This is a genomic window from Streptomyces sp. NPDC030021 (assembly GCF_055574035.1).
The window spans coordinates 64,590-86,898 of the sequence record NZ_JBVIAH010000021.1; the positions used below are offsets into that span (position 1 = coordinate 64,590).

The window sequence follows — 22,309 nt, forward strand, 5'->3', positions numbered from 1 at the left end:
CGACCAGCCGATCACACAATGAGGTCAACGCACCGGACGGCCGCGGTGCGTGCCCGGGTCAGCGGCCGCGGCGGTTGTCGTAGATGGTGAGGCAGAGCGCCTTCATCGCGGTCTCCGCGCGCCCCGGGTCCGCGCCGTGGTCGATGGCTTCGAGGGCGGCGGCCGCCGAGGTCCGTACCGGGTACGGCAGGCCCTCGTAGGCGGAGATGCGATAGGCCATCGTGCGGCGGGCCTCGCGCTCGGCCTCGCTCACCCCGTCGGGGGTGAGCGGGAAGACGGCGGCCTGATAGGTCGCGATGCAGACGAGCGCGGCATCGGCGAGGCCCTCGGCGTAGCCGTCCGCCGGGACGGCCTCGTGGTCGGGCTCGAAGAGGGCGAGGACCGGCGGGAGAAGAACGAGCCCAGCCCGGCGCCGAGTCCGGCCACGGCCGCGAAGACCACGGCCATCAGCCGGCCGGACAGGAGCAGGCCGAGGCAGCCTCCGGCGACCGCACCACAGGTCACCAGGACGAAGGTGATCATCAGGTGGATGCGCGCGCCGGGCGGGGACTTCATGGCAGCAGTATGCACAGTGCCGTTGGCGCCGGGGGAATCCGGCGGGCCGCCCCCGCGCCGGTGGTGTCAGGCACGGCGGTCGGCGGCGTCGAAGCGCGCCAGGGTCAGGGCTCCGGCGTGCAGGCATTCCTCCAGTGCGCGGTACGTCGTCCCGTCCAGGCCGCCCAGCGCCTGCGCCACCTCCTCGGTGGCGTCCCGGGCGATCTCGGTGGCCAGGTCCGCCGGCGGGGTGCGGGGTCCCAGCTTGCTCACGGCCGACGCGGCCCGGGCCGGGGTGGGGTGCACCGGACGATGGTAGCGAGGGCGTCGTTGAAGGTCCCGGATTTGTTTTCCGCCTGCCCGGCATGATCGGCAAGACATCCCCTAAGGTGGCCATGAAGATCCACATCCTGATGCGGGAGGAATCCGGTCGTGTTCGCCGTGATCTACCGGTGGCGGCTCCGGCCGGGCATGGAGCAGCAGTTCACCGACGGCTGGCACCGGGTGACGGCCGCCATCCACACGCAGTGCGGCAGCTACGGGTCCCGCCTGCACCGGGCGGACGACGGTACGTGGGTGGCGTATGCCCGCTGGCCCGACGAGGAGGCGCGGGAACGCTGTGCGGGGGCCGACCCGCAGGGGGTCGCGATGATGGTGGAGGCGATCGCGGAGCGGCTGCCGGAGACTCGGATGCAGATCGTCGACGACATGCTCGCGGAACCCGCCGGCGGCCCCGTCCCGGCGCCCGGACCGCGCGCCGACTGAGGCGAAACCCTTTGGCCGCCGGGGTGTTGGCGCTCTAGGATGACGCCTCATGCCTATGAACGAAGAGATCGTCGAACGTGCTCTGGACCGGATCGGTGCGGGCTACGTCTTCCCCGACAAGGCCGTTGTCATCGAGGCCGCGATACGGGTCCGTCTCGCGGCGGGTGCGTACGAGGGCCTGGACGGCCCGGCGCTCTGCGAGGCGGTGACGGCAGACCTCCAGGAGGCCTGCCCGGACAAGCACCTGCGCCTGCTGTGGACGGACGAGCCGCAGTCGCTGGACCCGGTGGACGAGGACGGCGGGGAGGCCGCGTTCCTGGCGCTGCTCCGGGCGGAGAACCAGGGGATCCAGCGCGTCGAGCGGCTGGAGGGGAACATCGGGCTCATCGAGATCCGGTGGATCGCGAGCGCCGTCGAGGGCGCGAGCGCGATCGGCGCGGCCATGCAGCTGGTCGCGCACAGCTCCGCCCTCGTGCTGGACCTTCGCGGCTGTCGCGGTGGGGCTCCGGAGGGTGCGGCGATGTGGTGCAGCTACTTCTTCCCCGACGACCAGGTGCACCTGAACGACATCTACGACCGGACCTCGGACACGACCCGCCAGTACTGGACGGTCGGGCATCTTCCGGCTCCGCGCTATCTGGACCGGCCGGTCCACGTCCTCACGAGCGAGTTCACCTTCTCCGGCGGCGAGGACGTGGCGTACACCCTGCAGGCGCATGAGCGGGCCGTTCTGGTCGGTGCCACGACCCGGGGCGGCGCCCATCCGACGGCCCGGCACGCGGTCGCCGAGCATGTGCTCGTGACGGTGCCGACGGCGCGCACGATCAACACCGTCACGGGCGGCAACTGGGAGGGCGTGGGAGTCGTTCCCGACGTCCGGGTCCCGGCGGAGCAGGCGCTCGAGACGGCACTGAAGGCCCTTCGGCCGGCCGTCTGACCCCGGCCGTCCCCAGCGGGGCCCGTCAGATCGGGTCCGCGTCCAGGAAGGCCGCGAGGGCGGCCTCCGTGGCGCCCGCGGCGCCGGGCAGGGCCAGCTCCGCCCAGATGACCTTGCCCTCGGGCGTGTACCGGGTGCCCCAGTGCTCGCTGAGCTGCGCGACCAGGAACAGGCCGCGTCCGCCCTCGTCCGTGGTGGCGGCGTAGCGCAGGTGCGGGGCGGTGCTGCTGCCGTCCCACACCTCGCAGGTCAGGTTGTGGTCGTGCAGCAGGCGCACCCGTACGGGCCCGCTGCCGTGCCGCAGGGCGTTGGTGATCAGCTCGCTCAGGATGAGTTCCGTGGCGAAGCCGAGGTCCGTCAGGCCCCACTCGTCGAGCTTCTTCGCCGCGGCGTTGCGCATGGCGCCCACCGCGCTCGGCTGGAACGGTACGTCCCACTGGGCGACCCGGTCCGGGCCGAGCGTCCGGGTCCGGGCGATGAGCAGGGCCACGTCGTCGGTGGGCCGGGGCGGCAGCAGCATGTCGAGCACGGCCCGGCAGCTCTCGTGCGGGTCCCGGTCGGGGTGGCTGAGGGCCGCGCGCAGCAGTTCCAGCCCCTCGCTGATGTCCCGGGTCCGCTCCTCGATCAGCCCGTCCGTGTAGAGGACGAGCTGGCTGCCTTCCGCGAGGTCCAGCTCCGCCGTCTCGAAGGGCATGCCGCCCAGCCCCAGCGGGGGTCCGGCCGGCAGCTCCACGATCTCGGTCGTGCCGTCGGGGGCGACCACCAGGGGTGGCAGGTGACCGGCCCGCGCCATCGTGCAGCGCTGGGACACGGGGTCGTAGACGGCGTACAGGCAGGTCGCGCCCAGTACGCCGCCGTTCACGTCGTCGCCTTCCCCGTCGTGGTCGATGCGCTGTACGAGATCGTCCAGGCGGGCCAGGATCTCGTCGGGCGGCAGGTCGAGGGAGGAGAAGTTGTGCACGGCCGTACGCAGGCGCCCCATGGTGGCGGCGGCGTGCAGACCGTGCCCGACGACGTCTCCGACGACCAGCGCGACGCGGCAGCCCGCCAGCGGGATCACGTCGAACCAGTCCCCGCCGACCCCGGACTGCGCGGGCAGGTAGAAGTGCGCCACGTCCATGGCGCTCTGCTCGGGCAGGGCGCGCGGCAGCAGGCTGCGCTGGAGGGTCACGGCGAGGGCGTGTTCACGGGTGTAGCGGCGGGCGTTGTCCATGCTGACCGCCGCGCGGGCGACGAGTTCCTCGGCCAGGGACAGCTCGTCCTCGTCGAAGGGCTCCTGCTTCTCCGACCGCCAGAAGTTGACCACGCCGAGTACGACGCCCCGGGCCATGAGCGGGGCCGCGATGAGCGAGTGGATGCCGTAGTCCACGATGGCCTCGGCGCGCGGCGGGTCCTGGGCCTTCCAGCCCGGCGCGTCGGCCAGGCTGGGCACCAGCTCGGCCCGGCCGGTGCCGTAGCCGCGCGCCTGGGGGGTGGAGGGCAGGAAGTCGATCAGCCGGCCGACGGGATAGAGCGGATGGTCGGAGCGGATGCCGCTGACCGCGGTGCGCCGCATGTCGGAGCCCGCGCGGGGCTCCTCGCCGTCGATGACCTGGTCCGCCAGGTCGACGGTGACGAAGTCCGCGAAGCGGGGGACGGCCACGGCGGCGAGCTCCTCGGCCGTCCGCACCACGTCGAGGCTGGTACCGATGTCGCCGCCCGCGTCGTACAGCAGTTTGAGCCGTCTGCGGGCCGTCTCGGCCCGGCTGGTCAGGACCTGCATCTCGGTGGAGTCGCGGATGGTGATGGCGGCGCCTTCCGGCCGGCCGCGGGGGTGGGTGGGCCGCTGGTTGACCACCAGCAGCCGGTCCCCGCTCTCCAGGACCTCGTCGGTGGCCTCGCGGCCGGAGAGCAGCAGGTCCGCCATCCGGCGGTCCAGGCCCGGCACGTCGGCGATGTGGCGTCCGTCGGCGTCCTCCGGCAGCCCGAGCAGGCGTTTGGCCTCGTCGTTCGCCAGCAGGAGCCGGCCTTCGCCGTCGGTGATCAGCACCCCTTCGCGGACGGCGTGGAGCACCGCGTCGTGGTGCTCGTACATGCGGGTCATCTCCTGCGTGCCGAGCCCGTGGGTCTGGCGGCGCAGGCGTCTGCTGATGAGCGCGGTCCCCACGGTGGCCAGGGCGAGGCCGGTGGCGATGGCCAGGAGGATGACCGGGAGCTGGCGGTCGACGACGCCGGTGACGTTCTTGACGGTGAGGCCTGCCGAGACCAGCGCGTTGACCTTGCCGTCGGGCCCGGTGACCGGCACGACCGCCTGGATCTCCTTGCCGAGCGGGCCGTCCACGCTCTCGGTGTGGACCTGGCCCTTCAGTGAGGGCTCGATGTTGCCGACGAAGCGTTTTCCGATGCGGTCCGGCTGGGGGTGGCTGTACCGGATGCCGTTGGTGTCCATCACCACGATGAAGTCCACCCCGGCGGCCTTGCGCGTGGTCTCGGCGAGGGGCTGGAGCGTCTTGGACGGGTCGGACGTCTTGAGGGTGTCCTGGAGGCCCAGGGAGTGGGCGAAGGTCTGGGCCACGGACACCGACCGGTTGCGTGCCTCGCGTTCGGTGTCGTGCTTCGACTGGAGGACCAGGGCCAGCAGCGCCCCGGCTGCGAGCAACACCACGATCGCCACCTGGAGGACGAATACCTGTCCGGCGACGCTCTTGTTCCGCCTGCCTAGAGGTGACCGCACCGACGTGCCCGGCACGGGTGGCGAGGAATGGTCACGAACCCAGTTGTAGCACTTCCGGGCGTCCACGGCGCCCGACATGCACGATGAGCGTCCGGATTGTCACACCTGGTCCTCAGATGACGTCAGCCGGCGTGGCGCTGGGCCGCGGTCCGGACGACGTTCGCTGCGGTGCCGGACGGGGTCTGCGAGGGCCCTGGGGCTGCGGGGGTGGCTCCGGGCGTGGCTCCGGGGGTGGCTCCGGGGGTGGCTCCGGGGGTGGCTCCCGGAGAGGCCTCCGGCGCGCCCTCGGGGGTGCAGGTGACCTCGTCGCGCGGCGTGTAGTGGGTCTTGAAGTCCTCGTGCTTGACTTCCTTGCCGCCCTGGACGAAGGTCCGGCCGACGGTGACGTCGAAGCCTTCCAGAGGCGTCTGAACCTCACAGGTCTCGCCGCTGCCGGTGCGCTTCCCGGGCGGCGTGATGTTGGTGCGCGGCCCCTTGGTCGCACGTATCTCGTCGTACTTCTTCGTCCCGAGGAGGGAGATCGTCAGCGACGTGTCGGTGGACCGGGCCTGGATGTACAGCGGGTGGCCGGAGTCGTTGATCCAGCGCAGGTCGAGGGTGCCCCAGGCGACGGTGGCCTCCCGGCCCTCGGGGTAGCGCTCGATGTAGAAGGAGTGCGCGCCGTGCTCGACGGGCTTGACGCCCGCGAAGAACGCGGCGTTGTACATGGTGGTGGCGACCGCCGAGACACCGCCGCCCGGCGATTTCACGTACTGGCCGTCGTTGATCATGATCCCGTCGACGAAGCCGTTCTCGGGGGTGCGCTCACCGACCGTGCGGTTGAAGCTCCACTCCTGCCCCGGCATGACGACGGAGCCGTTGATGAGCTCCACGGCGCGGCCGATGTTGGTGGTGCGGTACGGGGCGGCGGGGAATTCCACGGTGAAGGAGGAGACCTTCTCCTTGATGCCGAGCCGCCGCGCCTCGTCGGCGGTGAGCTCCGGCTGGACCGCGACGGTGGCGACCTCGCCGCTGCGGGCTGCGCCCGAGCGGGTCAGCAGCGGCAGCACGGCCCGGCCGAGCGCCTCCTGGGTGACCTGTCGTCCCGCACGGCCCTGGTCGGCTATCACCACGCGGCCGTCGGCGGCGAGGCCCGGCGCGGCGCTGCGCGGCGTACGGGTGGCCGCGTCGATCGTGGGCGCGACGGCGGGGTCCGCGAGTAGGCTCTTGGAGTCGAGGGCGGGCACGAGGCGGCCCTGTCCGTCGGCCCGCATCTTCAGGTGCTCGCCGAGGACGGCGGGGGCTATGGACATGCGCCGGCCGGCGACGGTGAGCGTGACGGGTCCGGACATCGCGGGCTCGGCGAACTGCCGCATGGCCCGTCCGGTCTCCTCGGCGCCGACGCGGGGCTCGGTGCGCGTGACCGGCAGGACGACGGGGCCGGTCGCCGGCCGCAGGTAGGCGTCGCGGAGGGTGTCGAGGGCCTTGTCCTCGACGAGGGAGACACCGGGGAGCGGGGCGACGGCCTTCGCCGTGCCCTGCTCGAACGCGATCGCCCCGTCGCGGACGTGCTGCTCGGCGGTCTCACCGAGGCGGTCCACCGCGGCCCGGGCGGTCTCCTCGTTCATGCTGATCACGGGCGCCACATCGTGGCTGCCCGAGGCGAAGAGGCTACCGACGACGGCGACCGGACCGGCGCCGTTCCGGGCGGCGCGGTCGACGGTCGCGTCGGTGTCCAGGGAGAGCCCCAGCGCGGCGGGATCGGTCTTCTCCACCCGGTCGCCGATCTTCACCGCGATCGGCGCCGCGGCGGCGGGCCCGAGCTCCCGGGTCAGCGCCTGGCGCGCTTCGGCCCGGCTCATGCCGCCGAGGTCCACCCCCAGGACCCGGGTGCCCTGGTCGATGTCGCCTCCGACCGCGAGGGCGGTTCCGTAGAGGCCGCCCAGTCCGAGGACGACGGCTCCTGCCGCTGCCACCGGCAGAGCGATCCGTCGATTGACCGTCCAGCTGCGCACGCGTCCCATATCTCTCCCGTGGCGCCGACCGGTCCCTCAGGTGGCGCGGGCCGCAATGGCAGCCATATACGACAATTACGGGAAATAATGATCCCCGCTGAGCGCTGGATTTGGGGATGAATGTAATTGTTGTCACGATTCTCGCCTGGCCGGGTCTCCTGAGGAGCGGGGGCTCTCAGACCTCCGTCACGGGTGTTCCGTCCGCAGCGTCCGTACCGTCCGGCCGACCGACCGCCGAGCAGCGAAGGCGGGGTTCCCGGGGGCGAAATCAGGATCAACTCGGCGTTCAGAGGCCCGCATTGCCGTCTCGGGATCATCAGGGTTAGATTCCTGGAAACTTCTCCAATTCGAGCGGGGCTGACGTGTTAGAGCTGACGGGCAGCGGGGCCGAACCGCTGGAGGCGGGGGATCCGCGCCGGATCGGGTCGATCCCGCTGGCGGGCCGGCTCGGGGCCGGCGGCATGGGGCGCGTCTACCTCGGCATCCGCGAGGGCCGGTACGTCGCCGTCAAGCAGCTCCTGTCCTCCGTCGTCGGCGAGGACCAGGACTTCCTGCGCCGTTTCGGGCATGAGTTGGACAACCTCGCCCGGCTGCCCGCGGACGCCACCGCGCCGCTGCTCGACAGCGACCGCACCGCCACTCCTCCGTGGTTCGCCACCGCGTACATCCCCGGGCTGACCCTGAGGGAGGCCATCGCGCTGCACGGCGGCCCGCTGCCCGCGCGGGCGCTGTGGCTGCTGCTGCGGGAAGCCGCGGCGGGGCTGGCGGCGGTGCACGGGCTGGACATGGTGCACCGGGACCTCAAGCCGTCCAACGTCATGCTGACCCTCGACGGTCTCACCCTCATCGACTTCGGCGTGGCCCGGGCCGCCGAGCAGAGCCAGCTGACCCGGACCGGCATGGTCGTGGGTACGCCCGCCTACATGGCACCCGAACAGGCTTCGGGCCGACGGCGGTTGAGCGGCGCCACCGATGTGTTCGCGCTGGGCTCCGTACTCGCGTACGCGGCCTGCGGTCAGCCGCCGTTCGGCGACGAGTCGGGGCACGGGGTGCTGTACCGCATCGTCCACGAGGAGCCCGACCTGGAGCCGCTGCGGGAGCTGGAGCCTGAACTCGCCGAGCTCGTCGCGGCCTGCCTCGACAAGGACCCCGAGGGACGTCCCACCGCCGCCGAACTCCTCGAACGCGCCGCCGGGCACGGCCCGTTCACCGCCCCGCTGTGGCCGGAAGCCGTCACCGGGCGCCTGACCGAGCGGGCCGCCTTCGCCGCGAACGTGCAGGAGGCCGACGTACCGACGGTCCCGCTCACCGGCGAGCAGCCGGAACCGGAGCCGGAGCCGGGGCGTGAGCCGGAGAAGGACCCGGCCCCGGTGGCACGCGCCGCTCCCCCGGTCACGGCCCGTCCGGAACGGGCCGCGCGCCGCCGCCGCACCCGCGTCCTGCTCGCCGTCGTGCCCGTCGTCGTGGTCGCGGGCGGTACGACGCTCGCCATCCAGCACCTGCCGTACGTCTCCGCGCCGCAGGCCGGGGCCGGGAACTCCCCGTCTTCCGCCCCGGTCACGGCGCCGGCCGACCCGACGGCGTCGGCGGCCGCACCGGGTACGGCGGATCCGGCGGGCGGCACCCCGTCGGGTACGGCATCACCCGCGCAGGACCCGGGACAGGCCGCGGTCGCCGGGGGCGTGGGCGGAACCGGCCCCGGCCCCGGCACCGGCGCCCTCCCCGGCGGCGGTGCACAGCCCGGATCGGGCAGCGCCGCGAACTCCGGGAACCCCGCGAACGCGGGCGGCTCCGGCAGTACGCGCCCCTCCAACGGCGGGACGTCCACCGCGCCCACGACCCCGGTACCCCCGGCACCTCCCGCCGCGGGCACCTACCGCTTCCGCAACGGCAACAACGGCAAGTGCATCACGCAGGTCTTCGGGGCTTCGGACTACGGCGACTGCGCGGACGCGAGCGCCCGGTGGACCGTCCAGAGCGGGCCGGACGGCAGCTTCAAGCTCGTCAGCCAGCAGGGCGGCGGCTGCCTGTACGCCAACATGCTCGGCCAGGCGGTCTTCGTCGGCGACTGCTCCCAGAGCACCGCCCGGCTGTGGCGCACGGGGTCGGGCGGCAGCCTCCGCAACGACTTCAGCGGGGGCTGCCTCGACCTGGGCATGAGCAGCGGCCTGGTGACCAAGACGTGCGGCGGGGAGGCGTCGCAGCGCTGGACGAAGCAGAGCTAGTGCTGTGACCGGCAAGGTTGGCCGGTCACAGCACTAGGGGGTGGCGGACGGGGCGGTACTCGGGCAGGCTGGGGCGCATGGTTTCGGTGGTGCAGAATGTGGCGATCGACTGTTCGGACGCGTATGAACTGGCTCGGTTCTGGAGTGAAGTGACCGGTAGTCCGCTGTATGCGGATGCCGAACGCGGCGACCAGGAGATCCCGGTGATGCTTCCGGAGGGCCCGCTCCTGTACTTCAACCAGGTGCCGGAACCGAAGACGGTCAAGAACCGGATCCACCTGTGCCTGCGTCCGACGACCTCGCGCGAGGAGGAGGTCGAGCGGCTGTTGCGTCTCGGAGCCACCCTGGTCGCCGATCGCCGGCAGCCTGACGGTACGGGCTGGGCGGTCCTCGCCGATCCTGAAGGCAATGAATTCTGCGTCCTGCGCGGCGAGTACGATCACGCCGCGTCGCCTTCCTGAGGCTCGGGCGCCCAGGCCGAGGGCGTCCGCGCAGTGTCATCGTTCGTCCGTGCCCAGCCGTTCCGCGAGGGTGTCGTGCAGGCGCTCGACCTGGGCCCGGTCGAGGATCACGGTCGCCCGACCGGGCCGGCCGCCTGGATCGGTCCCGGCGGGCTGGGCGACCGACATGCGCAGGTACTCCACCGGCAGACCCTCCGCCGTCACCGGGGCGTCAGCGGGCAAGTCCTGGTTCCGGGCCCCGGGATGACAGTGATTCGGTATCGCGGCGATCTCCAGCCGGCCCGCTCGCGGGTGGCTGTCCGCAGGGTTCACATGCGATCCCTGGTAGACCAGCGGTGCGGCCGCGTCGCCGTCCTCGGCGAGCAACAGCCAGGTGGCAAAGATCGACATCGGACTTCCCTCAGCAGGTCTCGGTTCGCAACCGTCGCAGGCTATGTCAATCCCAGCCACCGGCCTCGTGGGTGCCGAGGAACCGGTCGGGTGGATGATCTAATCTGCGCGCTATGTGGTCTCCTCTCCTCCGCTTCCTCGCCGTTTCCGGCAGGGCGGCGGTCCTGCTGCGGTCCCTCGCAGCCTGTGTGCTCGCGGCCGCGGCCTGGGTGGACGTACGGGCCGGGACGTTCGCCGGACCGGCGTCGCAGGCCCGGCTCGCGGTGTCGGCCGCCGTCGTGGGCGCCGTCCTCGTCGCCCTGCCCCTGCTCAAGGAGGCCCGGTCGTACGCCTACGCCGGGGGCGCCGCCGCCACCGCCTCGCTGGTCTGCTCCGTGGCCCTGCTCCTGAGCCATCCCGCCGCCGGCGCCTCGTCCGCGTACGGGGCGTTCGAGCCGGTCGCCCTCCTGATGGTGCTGGCCTTTGTCACACGGCGCGCGCCGGCGGCCCCCACCGCGCCGATCGCCCTCCTGCTGGCGGCGGCCGTCGTCCTGCGCCCGCTGTCCATCGGCGTGCAGGAGGGAAGCCTGACCGTCGCGTTCGGCCTCACTCTGGTCACCGTCCTGGTTGCAGGGTCGAGTGTGACCGCGCGGATCGTGGAGTCGGACCGGCGGCAGCACGCACACCGCATCCGGCTGGAACAGCGGATCGAGCTGGCGAGGGACCTGCACGACCACCTCGCCCACCACGTGACCGGCATCGTCGTGCAGGCGCAGGGCGCCCGGGCGGTCGCCGCCAGGCGGCCCGACCTGGTCCTGCCGGCCCTGCAGCGCATCGAGGAGACCGGAGCCGAGGCGCTCACGTCCATGCGGCAGATGGTCGCCGGGCTCAGGGCCGGCGAGAGCGACGCACCGCCGGCCGCGCCCGCCGGCATGGACGACCTGCGGGCCCTGGTGCGGGGGTTCGCCCTGAACGGGGTACCGGCGTACCTCACCGAGGAGGGCCCGACGGACACCGTTCCGCCCGAGGTGGCCGCCACCCTGCACCGGGTGACGATGGAGTCCCTCGCCAACATCCGCAAACACGCCCGCCACTGCCGCCACGTCAGCGTCCACGTGCGCGTCCGTCCCCACGAGGCCGCCGTGCGGATAACCAACGACGGGACGGCCCTCCCGGCCTCCCGCCCGGGCTACGGGCTGAAGGGCCTGCGCGAACGCGTCACCCTGGCCGGCGGCACCTTCCGGGCCGAAGCCACCGCCGAGGGCGACTGGCAGGTGCGGGCCCGGATGCCGCTCACCACCGACCGGAATTAGGCGGAGGCCTTGCCCCGGCCGCCCTTGGGCCCGCGCCCGCCGTTCGTCGGCGGGTATCCGGGCTTCGCCGGTATCAGGGGCCGGGCCGGGGCCGGCAGTGGCGGGAGGGCCGGCTCGTGCAGCCACGCGGTGAACAGGTCGTCCAGCGGCTCGGCCGCGTAGCGGGCCACGTGGTGGGTGAGGGCAACGGTGGACACCACCCCGTGGCGGTGCACCGTGGCCCAGTCCCGCAGCATGCGGAAGAACGCGCTGTCGCCCAGCGCGCAGCGGATCGCGTGCAGGGTGAGGCCACCGCGCTGGTACAGGCGGTCGTCGAACATCAGCTTGCGGCCGGGGTCGGACAGCCGCAGGTCCCGTGGCTGCGAGGCCAGCAGCCGGTGTGCGGCGGTCGCCAGCTCGTGCGCGGTGCGGCCGCCGGAGCGTTCCGACCAGAGCCATTCGGCGTACTTCGCGAATCCCTCGTTCAGCCAGATGTGCCGCCAGTCGGCGATGGTCACGCTGTTGCCGAACCACTGGTGCGCGAGCTCGTGGGCGATGAGGCGTTCCGAGCCGCGGACGCCGTCCACGTGGTTGGCGCCGAAGGTGGACAGGCCCTGTGCCTCCACGGGGACGTCCAGTTCCTCGTCGGCGACGACCACCACGTACTCGCCGAAGGGGTAGGGCCCGAAGAGTTCCTCGAACAAGCCCATCATGGCGGGCTGCCGGGCGAAATCGCGCGAGAACCGCGGCAGCAGGTGCGCCGGCACGTGGGCGCTCTGCGGTACGCCGCCGAGTCCGGGGTCGCCGAGGAGCACCGTCTGGTACATGCCGATGGACAGGCTGACCAGGTAGCTGGAGGTCGGCGCCGACTGCTCGTAGACCCAGGTGGTCGTGCTGGCCTTCGTCGTGCGCGTGAGCAGCCGCCCGCCGGCCACGACCGTGTAGGGGGACGGCGTGTTGACCGAGATGTGGTACGAGGCCTTGTCCGCGGGCCGGTCGTTGCACGGGTACCAGGAGGGCGCACCGACGGGCTGGCTGGCCACCAGCGCGCCGTCGGTCAGTTCCTCCCAGCCGATGCCGCCCCAAGGGCTGCGCACCGGCTTGGGGTTGCCCGCCCAGTGCACCTCCACGGTGAAGGCGGATCCGGCGGGCAGGGGCTTGGCCGGTCGGATGCGGAGTTTGCCGCCGCGGTGGGTGTAGTGCGGCGCCCGGCCGTTCACCAGGACGCGGCCTATTCTGAATTCGGCCAGGTTCAGATGGAACTCGGTGAGCGGCGCCCGCCCGGCGATCGCGCTCAGCCGGGCCGTGCCGGCGAGCCGGTTGGGACCGGGACGGTACTCCAGAGCGAGTTCGTACCGGTGCACTCGGTAACGGGAGTCGCCGTTGGCCGGGAAGTACGGGTCCGATGGCTCTGTTCTCTGGCCGCTCACTGCCGCTTCCGCTCCCTGCGCTGTGCTCGTACGACGTGCTGGTGTGCCGGTGTACCGGGGTGCCGGTGCCGCCCTGCTGCCTGCCGCGGCGCGGACGGCCCGGTCAGGACCGCCACGCCTCGATCGGATTGCCCAGCCAGCGGGTGTCGGCGGGGACGGATTCCCCGGCCATCACGAGGGATGCGGGGCCCAGTGTGCTGCGGGCCCCTACCGTGCTCCCGGGCAGGACGATTCCGCCCGGGCCCAGGGTGGCGCCCTCACGGAGCACCACAGTATCCGTCCTCAAGATCCGGTCGTGGAAGAGGTGTGTCTGCAACACACAGCCGCGGTTCACGCTGACCCCGTCGCCCAGCACGACCAGGTCCGTCTCGGGCAGCCAGTAGCTCTCGCACCACACGCCCCGGCCGATCCGGCCGCCGAGCGCGCGCAGCCACAGGGCCAGTACCGGCGTGCCGGGCACCGATCCGGCCAGCCACGGCACGGCCAGTACCTCCACGAAGGTGTCGGCCAGCTCGTTGCGCCACACGAAGCCGCTCCACAGCGGGTGCTCCCCCGTCCGGTGCCGGCCCACCAGCAGCCATTTGGCGGTCACCGCGACCGCGCAGGCGGCCACTCCGGCGGTGAGCAGGACCGCTCCGGACAGGAGCGCGGCTCCCCAGATCCCCGGACCGCTCCGGGTGATCAGCGCGCAGAGCGCCGACGCGGTCAGCACGGCCAGGGCGGCCGAGCAGAACACCGGGACGAGTCGGCACAGTTCCACCAGGCCGCGCGCCCACAGCAGCCGCGCGGGCGGCTCGTACGTCCGGCTCTGGTCGGCGTCGGCGGTGGACCGGGGCAGCCGGACGGGCGGGAGGCCCAGGTAGGAGCTGCCCTTCTTGGCCTTCTTCGGGGTGGCGGACAGTACGCCGACCAGCCCGTCGTCCGGCACGCTGCGGCCCGGGGCGGTCATGCCGGAGTTCCCGAGGAAGGCGCGGCGGCCGATCTCGGAGTGTCCGATGCGCATCCAGCCGCCGCCGAGTTCGTAGGGGGCGGTCAGGGTGTCGTCGGCGAGGAAGGCGCCTTCACCGACGGTGGTGAGGCTGGGCAGCGCGAGCACGGTGGACACCTCGGCGCCCCGGCCGATCTTCATGCCGAGCAGCCGCAGCCATACCGGTGTGATCAGCCCGGCGTACAGCGGGAAGAGCGTCTCGCGGGACAGGTCCATCAGCTGGGTGACCGTCCAGGCCTGCCAGCCGACCCTGCTGTGCGTCGGGTGGGTTCCGGTCCGCAGGCCGAGGCTGAGCAGGCGTACGGAGACCAGCAGCAGGGCCGCGTAGGCGAACCCGAAGGCGAGTGCCCCGGGCACCACGGCGAGCAGCGCTCCGCGCAGTGCTTCGGTGAGCCCTGCGTCGGCGGGCACGAAGCGGCCGGCCACGAGCAGGGCGGGCAGGGCGGCGAGCACGGGCAGGGCCGTGAGGCCGAAGCCGGCCGCCCCGTAGGCGGCCCGCCAGGGGAGTCCGCGCGGCGGGCGTTCCCCCGGCCAGTTGTGCTTGGCCTTGCCGAGCTTTCCGGCGGGTGCGCCGGCCCAGCGCTGGCCGGTCGGGATCTGTCCGACGACGGCGGAGCCGGGGGCCACCTCGGCGCGCTTTCCGACCCGCGCGCCGGGGAAGAGGATGCTGCGGGTGCCGACCACGGCGCCCGCGCCGACCTTGATCGCGCCGATCTCCAGGTGGTCCCCGTCCAGCCAGTGGCCGCAGAGGTCCACCTCGGACTCCACGGCGCAGCCGCGGCCGAGTTTGAGCATGCCCGTGACCGGGGGCAGGGAGTGCAGGTCCACCTCGGGGCCGATCTTGGCGCCGAGGGCCCGGCCGTAGCGTTCCAGCCAGGAACCGGTGAGGGACGTGGCGCCGGCGCACTCGGCCAGCCGCTCGGCCGTCCACAGCCGCAGGTGCACGCTGCCGCCGCGCGGGTGGCGTCCGGCCTGTACGCCGCGCAGCAGGAGGCGGGCGCCGCCTGCCGCGATCGCGAGGCGGCCCGGCGGGCTGTACAGCAGCAGCGCGCCGGCGGCGACGAGCCACCAGGAGGCGGTCGGCGCCCACGGGAAGGTCCCCAGGCCGTGCAGGACGTTGCCCAGGGCCAGCAGGGCGACCGTCCAGCGCAGGCCCACCAGGGTGAACAGCGGGAGCAGCAGGAGCGACTGCGCCACCTGGGAGCGCAGCGGGACCGGTGCGACGGTGCGGGCCGCTCCGTCGCCCTGGGCGGACTTCTCCAGGTGCCGGGCCAGCTTGCGCAGGGTGGGCTGCTGATAGATGTCGAGGACGGCCGCGCTCGGGTAGCGGGTGCGCAGCCGGGTGGTGAGCTGGGCGGCGGCGAGGCTGCTGCCGCCGATGGCGAAGAAGTCGTCGGCGGCGCCGGTGACGGTCACGCCGAGGGTCTCGCTCCACTGTTCGGCGAGCCAGGCCTCGGTCCCGTAGAGCTGCTCGGTGGGGCCGGCGGTCTCCAGGTCGGGCAGCGGCCAGGGCAGCGCGTCGCGGTCGACCTTGCCGGAGGTGCGGGTGGGCAGCTCGGCGACGGGCGCGAGGAGCGGTACGAGGGCGGCGGGCAGCTCGGCGCGCAGCCGGGTGACGGCCGCCGCGTGGTCCCAGCCGTCCTGGGTGACGAGGTAGCCGACGAGCAGCTGGTTGCCGCTGCGGGCGGTGCGGACGGCGGCGGCCGCGCCCGCGACGCCGGGCAGGGCCTGGAGCGCGGCATCCACCTCGCCGAGCTCGATCCGGCGGCCGCCGAGCTTGATCTGTTCGTCGGCGCGGCCGAGGAACACCAGGCCTTCCGGTTCGGCGCGTACGAGGTCGCCGCTGCGGTAGGCGCGCTGCCAGCCGAGGGATTCGAGCGGGGCGTACTTCTCGGCGTCCTTGTCGGGGTCGAGGTAGCGGGCGAGGCCGACGCCGCCGATCACGAGCTGGCCGCTGCCGCCCATGGGTACGGGTTCACCGGACTCGTCGACGACGGCCAGTTCCCAGCCGTTCAGCGGGAGGCCGATACGGATCGGCTCCTCGCCGGTCAGGAGGGCGGCGCAGGCGACGACGGTGGCCTCGGTGGGGCCGTAGGTGTTCCAGACCTCGCGGCCTTCGGTGACCAGGCGCTGGGTGAGCTCGGGCGGGCAGGCCTCGCCGCCGAAGATCAGCAGCCGGACCTCGTTGAGCGCCTCGGGCTCCCACAGCGCGGCCAGTGTCGGCACGGTGGAGACCACGGTGATCTCCTGGTCCACGAGCCAGGGGCCGAGGTCGGCGCCGCTGCGCACCTGGGAGCGGGGTACGGGCACGAGGCAGGCGCCGTAGCGCCAGGCCAGCCACATCTCCTCGCAGGAGGCGTCGAAGGCGACGGACAGTCCGGCCATGACCCGGTCGCCGGGGCCGATCGGCTCCTCGGCGAGGAACAGCGCGGCCTCGGCGTCCACGAAGGCGGCGGCGCTGCGGTGGCTGACGGCGACGCCCTTGGGCTTGCCGGTGGAGCCGGAGGTGAAGATGATCCACGCGTCGTGCTCGGGGCCGGGACGGGAGGCGGCGGCGCGGGGGCCGGGCTCCGCGGGCCGGCCGGAATGGATGCGCTGTCCGCCGCCGAGCACCGCCCGGACCCCGGCCTCGCCGAAGACCAGGTCGGCGCGCTCGTCCGGGTCCTCGGCGTCGACGGGTACGTAGGCGGCGCCTGCGGCGAGGACGGCGAGGACGGCCACGTACAGCTCGTTGGTCCCGGACGGTACGCGGACGCCGACCCGGTCTCCGAGTCCCACTCCGGCGGCCGCGAGGGCCCGGCGCCGGCGCTCGACCTCGATGGCGAGCGCCCGGTAGGTCAGTCGGGTGGTTCCGTCGTCGAGGGCGAGCTCGTCGGGGTACGTCCGTACGGTGGCCTCGAAGACGTCGACGAGGGTGCGGGTGGGGGCGGCGGGCCCGGCGGTGAAGCGGGCGGACTTGCCGTACTCCTCCAGCGTCTCCCCGTCGTCGAGCAGAGTGAGTTCACCGCGCTCAGGTGTGACTGCCATCGGCCCTCGCGTCTCGTTCCCGGCATCATCCGGGTCGCGGGCGGAGCCCGGGTCTGCCCAGGTTGTTCCGGCCCAGCGCCAAACAACCCACCAGTCTAGTGCGGTATCAAGGATTTTCTTGTTGAAGCCTTGTGCGTGGCCGGTAAGAGACGGTATTGCGCCTGCGGAATGTGAGGGGCTCGTGCACGCCTAAGGGCTGTCCCGTAATCCCCGGTGGATCAGCGCACGGCGTCAGATGCGGTGCATCGCAAGACGGAGGGGCGTCCTCATACTGGGCGTATTCGGGCGTTCCGACAACGCGGCGAGGTGCCGTAGCTGACGTCGTGCGCCCGCCGGGGATTGCCGGACAGCCCTTAGGCCCTGTCGGCGCAGTCCGGGCACAGGCCGCGGTAGGTGACCTCGACCCCGGACACCGTGAAGCCGAAGCGCTCGTCCGCCGGGAGACCGGCCAGGGGGTCGTCCGTCGGGTGGACGTCGCGGATGAGGCCGCAGGCGGAGCACACCAGGTGCTGGTGCGGGTGGTGCGCGTTGGGGTCGTAGCGCTTCGCCCGGCCGTCGGTGGTGACCTCCACGATCTCGCCGAGGGCGACCAGCTCACCCAGGGCGTTGTAGACCGTCGCCCGGGAGATCTCCGGCAACCGCCGGGCCGCACGCGCGTGAACCTCGTCCGCCGTGAGGTGCACGTGGTCGCCGTCGAGGACCTCCGCGACCACGCGCCGCTGGGACGTCATCCGCCAGCCACGCCCGCGCAAACGCTCCAGCAGGTCACTCATATCGGCCCACCTATTCAGGTTCGACGGGGTGCCCCGAAGTTTATCGGCGGACATCCGGGATCCGATCGAATGTGGACCTGGTGTCCTTCTTGACTTGGATTCCGTCCATCGTAGGATCGGTTTCGTAGATGGCCAAGAGACAGGAAGACTCCAGAGCGGCAGGTGACAAAGACGTGACGGATCACCGCCGAGGAGCTCCCCGGGCCCGGTGCCGACACGTGTGCACCGGCCGCCGGCGTCCCACTGCGCGCAACCGTCCGGGACGGTGACCCCTCGGCGTCGAGGCGATCGACGAGCTCCGAGCCCATTCATCTTGGGGCCCTGCGCCCCGGCTGTTCCATCGCATTCAGTCGCATTCAGTTCCTGAACACCGTGATCCGCCTGGTACGGAAGGATTCCCATGTCTGAGAACCATGATGCAATCGTCACAGATGCCAAGCCGGAGGGTGGGGACGGCTGTCCGGTGGCCCACGGGCGAGCCCCGCACCCGACCCAGGGCGGCGGAAACCGCCAGTGGTGGCCTGAACGGCTCAATCTGAAGATCCTCGCCAAGAACCCCGCCGTGGCGAACCCCCTCGGTGAGGAGTTCGACTACGCCGCGGCCTTCAAGACCCTCGACCTTCCCGCCGTGAAGCGGGACATCGCGGATGTGCTGACCACCTCCCAGGACTGGTGGCCCGCCGACTTCGGCCACTACGGCCCGTTCATGATCCGTATGGCCTGGCACAGTGCGGGCACCTACCGGATCAGCGACGGCCGCGGCGGCGCCGGGGCCGGCCAGCAGCGTTTCGCCCCCCTCAACAGCTGGCCGGACAACGGCAACCTCGACAAGGCCCGCCGTCTGCTGTGGCCCGTCAAGCAGAAGTACGGCCAGAGCCTCTCGTGGGCCGACCTCATGATCCTCACCGGCAACGTGGCCCTGGAGTCGATGGGCTTCGAGACCTTCGGCTTCGGCGGCGGCCGCCCCGACGTCTGGGAGCCCGACGAGGACGTCTACTGGGGCCCCGAGACCACCTGGCTCGACGACGAGCGCTACACCGGCGACCGCGAGCTGGAGAACCCCCTCGGCGCGGTCCAGATGGGCCTCATCTACGTCAACCCGGAGGGCCCGAACGGCAACCCCGACCCGATCGCCGCGGCGCGTGACATCCGTGAGACCTTCCGCCGGATGGCGATGAACGACGAGGAGACGGTGGCCCTGATCGCGGGCGGCCACACCTTCGGCAAGACCCACGGCGCGGGCCCGGCGGAGAGTGTCGGCGCCGACCCCGAGGCCGCCCCGATGGAGGCGCAGGGGCTGGGCTGGAGCAATTCCTTCGGCACCGGCAAGGGTGGCGACGCGATCACCAGCGGTCTCGAGGGCATCTGGACCAACACCCCGGTCACCTGGGACAACACCTTCTTCGAGATCCTGTTCGGCTATGAGTGGGAGCTGTTCAAGAGCCCCGCCGGGGCGCACCAGTGGCGGCCGAAGGACGGCGCCGGGGCGGGCACCGTGCCCGATGCCCACGACCCGTCCAAGACCCACGCCCCGACGATGCTGACGACCGACCTGTCGCTGCGGGTCGACCCGGCCTACGAGCAGATCTCGCGGCGCTTCCTCGCGAACCCCGCCGAGTTCGCCGACGCGTTCGCGCGCGCGTGGTTCAAGCTGACCCACCGCGACATGGGCCCGGTCGTCCGCTACCTCGGCCCGGAGGTCCCGGCCGAGACCCTGCTGTGGCAGGACCCGATCCCCGCGGTGACCCACGAGCTCGTCGACGCCGCCGATGCCGCCGTGCTCAAGCGGCAGGTCCTCGCCTCGGACCTGTCGGTGTCCCAGCTCGTCTCCGTCGCGTGGGCCTCGGCCTCGTCCTTCCGCGGCAGCGACAAGCGCGGCGGCGCCAACGGCGGCCGGATCCGCCTCCAGCCGCAGAGCGGGTGGGAGGTCAACGACCCGGACCAGCTGGCCGGGGTGCTGCGTACCCTGACCGGGATCCAGGAGTCCTTCAACTCCGCCCAGAGCGGCGACAAGCGGATCTCGCTCGCGGACCTGATCGTGCTGGCCGGTGGGGCCGCCGTCGAACAGGCCGCCCAGGACGGCGGATTCGCCGTCCAGGTCCCCTTCACCCCGGGCCGCGCGGACGCCACGCAGGAGCAGACGGACGTGGAGTCGTTCGCCGCGATGGAGCCGGTCGCCGACGGGTTCCGCAACTACCTCGGGAAGGGCAACCGGCTGCCGGCCGAGTACCTGCTGCTCGACCGGGCGAACCTGCTGACCCTCAGCGCTCCCGAGATGACGGTCCTGGTCGGTGGTCTGCGCGTGCTCGGTGCGAACCACCAGCAGGCGCCGCACGGTGTCTTCACCACGACGCCCGGGTCCCTCACCAACGACTTCTTCGTCAACCTGCTCGACCTGGGCACCACGTGGTCGGCGACGTCCGAGGACGCGAACACGTTCGAGGGCCGCGACGTGGCCACGGGCCGGGTCAAGTGGACCGGCACCCGCGCCGACCTCGTCTTCGGGTCGAACTCGGAGCTGCGCGCCCTCGCGGAGGTCTACGCGAGCGACGACGCGAGGGCGAAGTTCGTGAAGGACTTCGTCGCAGCGTGGAACAAGGTGATGAACCTCGACCGGTTCGACCTCGCCTGATCCTGACGTCCGGGCCGGCCCCACCGGCCGGCCCGGACGCCCAGCACCCGGTGGCCGGTGCCGGTGGCCGGTGGCCGGTCTACCGCTCCGCGTGGACGCGGCCCACGACGAGCCGGACGGCGCTGATCGTCAGGTCGGGATCGTGCACCTGTACGTAGTGATCGCTCCCGGTGGCCAGGAAGTGCGGGGTCTGGGACCCCAGCTCCACCAGCTTCTGCTGGACCTGGGGCCAGGCCCGCTCAAGGGTGTCCAGCAGGTCCTTCGGGGCCCCGGGCGGGGCGGCGAACGGTTCCGTCTTGCTGAGGACGGCCATGGGAACCGCGGGCAGCGGGTGCGCGGCGGTGACGGAATCGATCGATCCGTCGATGTCCACCCTCTCGAATGCGGGTTGCGCGTCGAAGGGCGTCCCGGGCCGGTCGAGCAGCGTGCGGTACGCGGCCCACCGCGCGCCGAAGAGGGCGCGGATGTCCGTGCCGAAGGCGTCGACGAAGACCAGGCCTGCCGTCTTCCCGGGGTGCCGCTGGGCGTACAGCCGGGTGATCATCCCGCCGAAGGAGTGGCCGACCAGCACGTAGGGGCCCGGCAGGCGTGCGGACGTCAGCAGCTTGTCGAGATCGTCGGCCATCGCGCCGAGGGAGCGGGTGCCGTCGACCGGCGTGCTCCGGGTGGTGAGCGCCGGCGGGTCGGCGTACCGGACGGTGCCGGGCCGGTCGTAGACGCAGACCCGGGTGAACTCCGCGACGCCGGGAAACACCGCCGGGGATTTCGGTACGGGCGGCCGGGTGTCGGTGAAGGTCCACGTGTCGGAGGAGTCGTGGAGCCCGGATTCCAGCAGGACGATGGGGCTGCCGCCGCCCTTGCAGCTCAGATGGATCTTCCGGCCGCCGCCCACCTCGACCTGGCCGGAGAAGTCGCCGGTGGACGGTACGGAGGAGACCGAGGGCGGTGAGCCGCGCAGCGCCGAGGGGCTACCGCACCCCGCGACGGCGGCCAGTACCGCTACGGCCACCACGGCGGGCAGGAGCGGAATTCGGTGTCGCATCGGCTCTCCGGGTCCCTCGTCGGTGCCCCTCCCCGGTCTCTCCCCCGCCCCCGATCATCCGGCACGAGGGGCCGCGCGCCCGGCATTGCCGGACGGGGAGTCGCGGCCCCTCGCTCCCGGCCGCTACGCTCCGGCGCCGGAGGCCACCAGGGACATCTCCCGTTCCACGGCGCCGAGTTCCTCCTTCCGGTCCATGAGCACCAGCTGCTCCCGGTAGCGGTCCAGCGCCTTGATGAGCAGGAGATCCCTGGCCGGCTCCATGGCATACATGCGGCGCGCGGCGGCAACGGCCTCGGCCCGCAGGGCCAGTGCGGTCTCGGGCAGATGCGCGAAGTCCTGGCGGCTGTACTCGTACAACGCCTCGGCGAGCAGCGGCAGATACGCCGGCGGACTCACCTGGACGAGCACGCGGTAGGCGGCGACCTCCTGCCGGGCCGGCAGGGTCTGTGATCCCAGGAGGGCAACTCGGGCTCGGAGTACCGCGTCGTGACTGGCGTGCGCTGAGTAAGTCATGACGGTGATTCTGAAAGCCGCACAGGGGTCCGAACAAGGGCAATCCGCTGTGCCCTTGGTCCTACGAAAACGGCCTCTGACCTGTCATGATTGATACGTGTTCACCCCTGTGACCCGCAGGGCGGGTCAGCAGCCGAAGAAGGACAGGCGGACCTGACGCCGGGGGTTGTCCCGGTTGGTGTCCACGAGGGTGACGGACTGCCAGGTTCCGAGCTCCAGCAATCCGTCGATCACGGGCAGCGTCGCGTGGGGCGGGACGATCGCGGGCAGTACGTGGTCCCGGCCGTGGCCGGGGGAACCGTGGCGGTGCCGCCAGCGGTCATCGGCCGGCAGCAGGGAGGCCAGGGCCTTCAGGAGGTCGTCGTCGCTGCCCGCTCCCGTCTCGATGACGGCGAGTCCGGCGGTCGCGTGCGGCGTGAAGATGTTGAGCAGTCCGCTCCGGCCGCGCGCCACCTCCCCGAGGAAGGACGCGCAGGCGTCGGTCAGGTCATGGACGGCCTCCCGGTCGCCGGTCGTCACGTCGATGGTGCGTGAGGCAAAGATGTCGGCCATGACTGCATCCTTGCGCCCGGCCTCCCCGCCGGCCCGCAACCTCGGCCGGTGTCGGCCGACCG

At 72.3% G+C, this 22,309-nt stretch carries 18 protein-coding genes; 6 read left to right on the forward strand and 12 right to left on the reverse strand.

Annotated features, from left to right (window positions below; translation table 11 throughout):
• Positions 1–58: 58 nt before the first annotated feature.
• The 3 genes from ACZ4YL_RS32730 to ACZ4YL_RS32740 all read right to left on the reverse strand — a co-directional run bounded on the left by ACZ4YL_RS32730 (position 59) and on the right by ACZ4YL_RS32740 (position 840).
• Positions 59–253, reverse strand: coding sequence for a hypothetical protein (locus ACZ4YL_RS32730; RefSeq protein ID WP_468121428.1), 195 nt, complete (start codon positions 251–253; stop codon positions 59–61).
• Positions 250–555, reverse strand: a complete 306-nt coding sequence (locus ACZ4YL_RS32735; protein WP_468121429.1) for a hypothetical protein — start codon at positions 553–555, stop codon at positions 250–252. Before ACZ4YL_RS32735 ends, ACZ4YL_RS32730 begins: the two co-directional genes overlap by 4 nt.
• 66 nt (positions 556–621) lie before the next feature.
• Positions 622–840 carry a hypothetical protein gene (locus tag ACZ4YL_RS32740; RefSeq protein ID WP_468121430.1) on the reverse strand — a complete coding sequence of 73 codons (219 nt, stop codon included), beginning with the start codon at positions 838–840 and terminating at the stop codon, positions 622–624.
• A 126-nt stretch (positions 841–966) separates the two neighbouring features.
• Between ACZ4YL_RS32740 and ACZ4YL_RS32745 the strand changes: the two genes are divergently transcribed.
• Both ACZ4YL_RS32745 and ACZ4YL_RS32750 read left to right on the forward strand, forming a co-directional pair.
• The gene (locus ACZ4YL_RS32745) at positions 967–1,299 is read left to right on the forward strand and encodes an antibiotic biosynthesis monooxygenase family protein (RefSeq protein WP_468121431.1); all 333 of its coding nucleotides are present in this window, start codon (positions 967–969) and stop codon (positions 1,297–1,299) included.
• A 49-nt stretch (positions 1,300–1,348) separates the two neighbouring features.
• On the forward strand, positions 1,349–2,236 hold the full coding sequence (locus ACZ4YL_RS32750) for a S41 family peptidase (RefSeq protein WP_468121432.1): 888 nt from the start codon (positions 1,349–1,351) through the stop codon (positions 2,234–2,236).
• 25 nt (positions 2,237–2,261) lie between these two features.
• Here the strand turns inward: ACZ4YL_RS32750 and ACZ4YL_RS32755 are convergent, their stop codons facing one another.
• Both ACZ4YL_RS32755 and ACZ4YL_RS32760 read right to left on the reverse strand, forming a co-directional pair.
• On the reverse strand, positions 2,262–4,949 hold the full coding sequence (locus ACZ4YL_RS32755; protein ID WP_468121433.1) for a SpoIIE family protein phosphatase: 2,688 nt from the start codon (positions 4,947–4,949) through the stop codon (positions 2,262–2,264).
• A gap of 122 nt (positions 4,950–5,071) precedes the next feature.
• Positions 5,072–6,952, reverse strand: a complete 1,881-nt coding sequence (locus ACZ4YL_RS32760; protein WP_468121434.1) for a VanW family protein — start codon at positions 6,950–6,952, stop codon at positions 5,072–5,074.
• Positions 6,953–7,305: 353 nt separating this feature from the next.
• On the opposite strand from ACZ4YL_RS32760, the gene ACZ4YL_RS32765 reads away from it, so the two are divergent.
• Together ACZ4YL_RS32765 and ACZ4YL_RS32770 are read left to right on the forward strand one after the other, a co-directional pair.
• Positions 7,306–9,168, forward strand: a complete 1,863-nt coding sequence (locus tag ACZ4YL_RS32765; RefSeq protein WP_468121435.1) for a serine/threonine-protein kinase — start codon at positions 7,306–7,308, stop codon at positions 9,166–9,168.
• A 77-nt stretch (positions 9,169–9,245) separates the two neighbouring features.
• Entirely contained in the window at positions 9,246–9,629 is a 384-nt protein-coding gene (locus tag ACZ4YL_RS32770) for a VOC family protein (protein WP_468121436.1), read from the forward strand.
• A gap of 36 nt (positions 9,630–9,665) precedes the next feature.
• On the opposite strand, the gene ACZ4YL_RS32775 is transcribed toward ACZ4YL_RS32770, so the two are convergent.
• Entirely contained in the window at positions 9,666–10,019 is a 354-nt protein-coding gene (locus ACZ4YL_RS32775) for a hypothetical protein (protein ID WP_468121437.1), read from the reverse strand.
• Between the two features lie 113 nt (positions 10,020–10,132).
• Between ACZ4YL_RS32775 and ACZ4YL_RS32780 the strand changes: the two genes are divergently transcribed.
• A complete protein-coding gene (locus tag ACZ4YL_RS32780) occupies positions 10,133–11,311 on the forward strand; it encodes a sensor histidine kinase (protein ID WP_468121438.1) in 1,179 nt (392 codons plus the stop codon).
• On the opposite strand, the gene ACZ4YL_RS32785 is transcribed toward ACZ4YL_RS32780, so the two are convergent.
• From ACZ4YL_RS32785 to ACZ4YL_RS32795, 3 genes are all read right to left on the reverse strand, one after another.
• Positions 11,308–12,720 (reverse strand): M1 family metallopeptidase, encoded by a 1,413-nt coding sequence (locus tag ACZ4YL_RS32785; RefSeq protein ID WP_468121439.1) that lies wholly within the window; start codon positions 12,718–12,720, stop codon positions 11,308–11,310. The two genes, ACZ4YL_RS32780 and ACZ4YL_RS32785, sit on opposite strands and share 4 nt — an antisense overlap.
• Positions 12,721–12,823: 103 nt before the next feature.
• Positions 12,824–16,735: a Pls/PosA family non-ribosomal peptide synthetase gene (locus ACZ4YL_RS32790; protein WP_468121440.1), complete on the reverse strand. Its 3,912-nt coding sequence runs from the start codon at positions 16,733–16,735 to the stop codon at positions 12,824–12,826.
• A 353-nt stretch (positions 16,736–17,088) separates the two neighbouring features.
• Positions 17,089–17,508, reverse strand: a complete 420-nt coding sequence (locus tag ACZ4YL_RS32795) for a Fur family transcriptional regulator (protein WP_468121441.1) — start codon at positions 17,506–17,508, stop codon at positions 17,089–17,091.
• 400 nt (positions 17,509–17,908) lie between these two features.
• Here ACZ4YL_RS32795 and katG point away from each other — a divergent pair, with 400 nt between their 5' ends.
• The gene (gene katG / locus ACZ4YL_RS32800; RefSeq protein WP_468121442.1) at positions 17,909–20,140 is read left to right on the forward strand and encodes a catalase/peroxidase HPI; all 2,232 of its coding nucleotides are present in this window, start codon (positions 17,909–17,911) and stop codon (positions 20,138–20,140) included.
• 79 nt (positions 20,141–20,219) lie between these two features.
• On the opposite strand, the gene ACZ4YL_RS32805 is transcribed toward katG, so the two are convergent.
• From ACZ4YL_RS32805 to ACZ4YL_RS32815, 3 genes are all read right to left on the reverse strand, one after another.
• A complete protein-coding gene (locus tag ACZ4YL_RS32805) occupies positions 20,220–21,182 on the reverse strand; it encodes an alpha/beta fold hydrolase (protein ID WP_468121443.1) in 963 nt (320 codons plus the stop codon).
• A gap of 123 nt (positions 21,183–21,305) precedes the next feature.
• Positions 21,306–21,695 (reverse strand): hypothetical protein, encoded by a 390-nt coding sequence (locus tag ACZ4YL_RS32810; RefSeq protein ID WP_468121444.1) that lies wholly within the window; start codon positions 21,693–21,695, stop codon positions 21,306–21,308.
• Positions 21,696–21,821: 126 nt separating this feature from the next.
• Positions 21,822–22,247, reverse strand: coding sequence for a secondary thiamine-phosphate synthase enzyme YjbQ (locus tag ACZ4YL_RS32815; protein WP_468121445.1), 426 nt, complete (start codon positions 22,245–22,247; stop codon positions 21,822–21,824).
• Positions 22,248–22,309 lie beyond the last annotated feature (62 nt).

What these genes read in the sequence shown, in the direction of transcription:
- ACZ4YL_RS32770 (WP_468121436.1), top strand. Translation starts at nt 9,246, where the DNA reads ATGGTTTCGGTGGTGCAGAATGTGGCGATCGACTGTTCGGACGCGTAT.
- ACZ4YL_RS32805 (WP_468121443.1), bottom strand. Translation starts at nt 21,182, where the DNA reads ATGCGACACCGAATTCCGCTCCTGCCCGCCGTGGTGGCCGTAGCGGTA.
- ACZ4YL_RS32775 (WP_468121437.1), bottom strand. Translation starts at nt 10,019, where the DNA reads ATGTCGATCTTTGCCACCTGGCTGTTGCTCGCCGAGGACGGCGACGCG.
- ACZ4YL_RS32815 (WP_468121445.1), bottom strand. Translation starts at nt 22,247, where the DNA reads ATGGCCGACATCTTTGCCTCACGCACCATCGACGTGACGACCGGCGAC.
- ACZ4YL_RS32780 (WP_468121438.1), top strand. Translation starts at nt 10,133, where the DNA reads ATGTGGTCTCCTCTCCTCCGCTTCCTCGCCGTTTCCGGCAGGGCGGCG.
- ACZ4YL_RS32810 (WP_468121444.1), bottom strand. Translation starts at nt 21,695, where the DNA reads ATGACTTACTCAGCGCACGCCAGTCACGACGCGGTACTCCGAGCCCGA.
- ACZ4YL_RS32760 (WP_468121434.1), bottom strand. Translation starts at nt 6,952, where the DNA reads ATGGGACGCGTGCGCAGCTGGACGGTCAATCGACGGATCGCTCTGCCG.
- ACZ4YL_RS32790 (WP_468121440.1), bottom strand. Translation starts at nt 16,735, where the DNA reads ATGGCAGTCACACCTGAGCGCGGTGAACTCACTCTGCTCGACGACGGG.
- katG (WP_468121442.1), top strand. Translation starts at nt 17,909, where the DNA reads ATGTCTGAGAACCATGATGCAATCGTCACAGATGCCAAGCCGGAGGGT.
- ACZ4YL_RS32795 (WP_468121441.1), bottom strand. Translation starts at nt 17,508, where the DNA reads ATGAGTGACCTGCTGGAGCGTTTGCGCGGGCGTGGCTGGCGGATGACG.
- ACZ4YL_RS32735 (WP_468121429.1), bottom strand. Translation starts at nt 555, where the DNA reads ATGAAGTCCCCGCCCGGCGCGCGCATCCACCTGATGATCACCTTCGTC.
- ACZ4YL_RS32750 (WP_468121432.1), top strand. Translation starts at nt 1,349, where the DNA reads ATGCCTATGAACGAAGAGATCGTCGAACGTGCTCTGGACCGGATCGGT.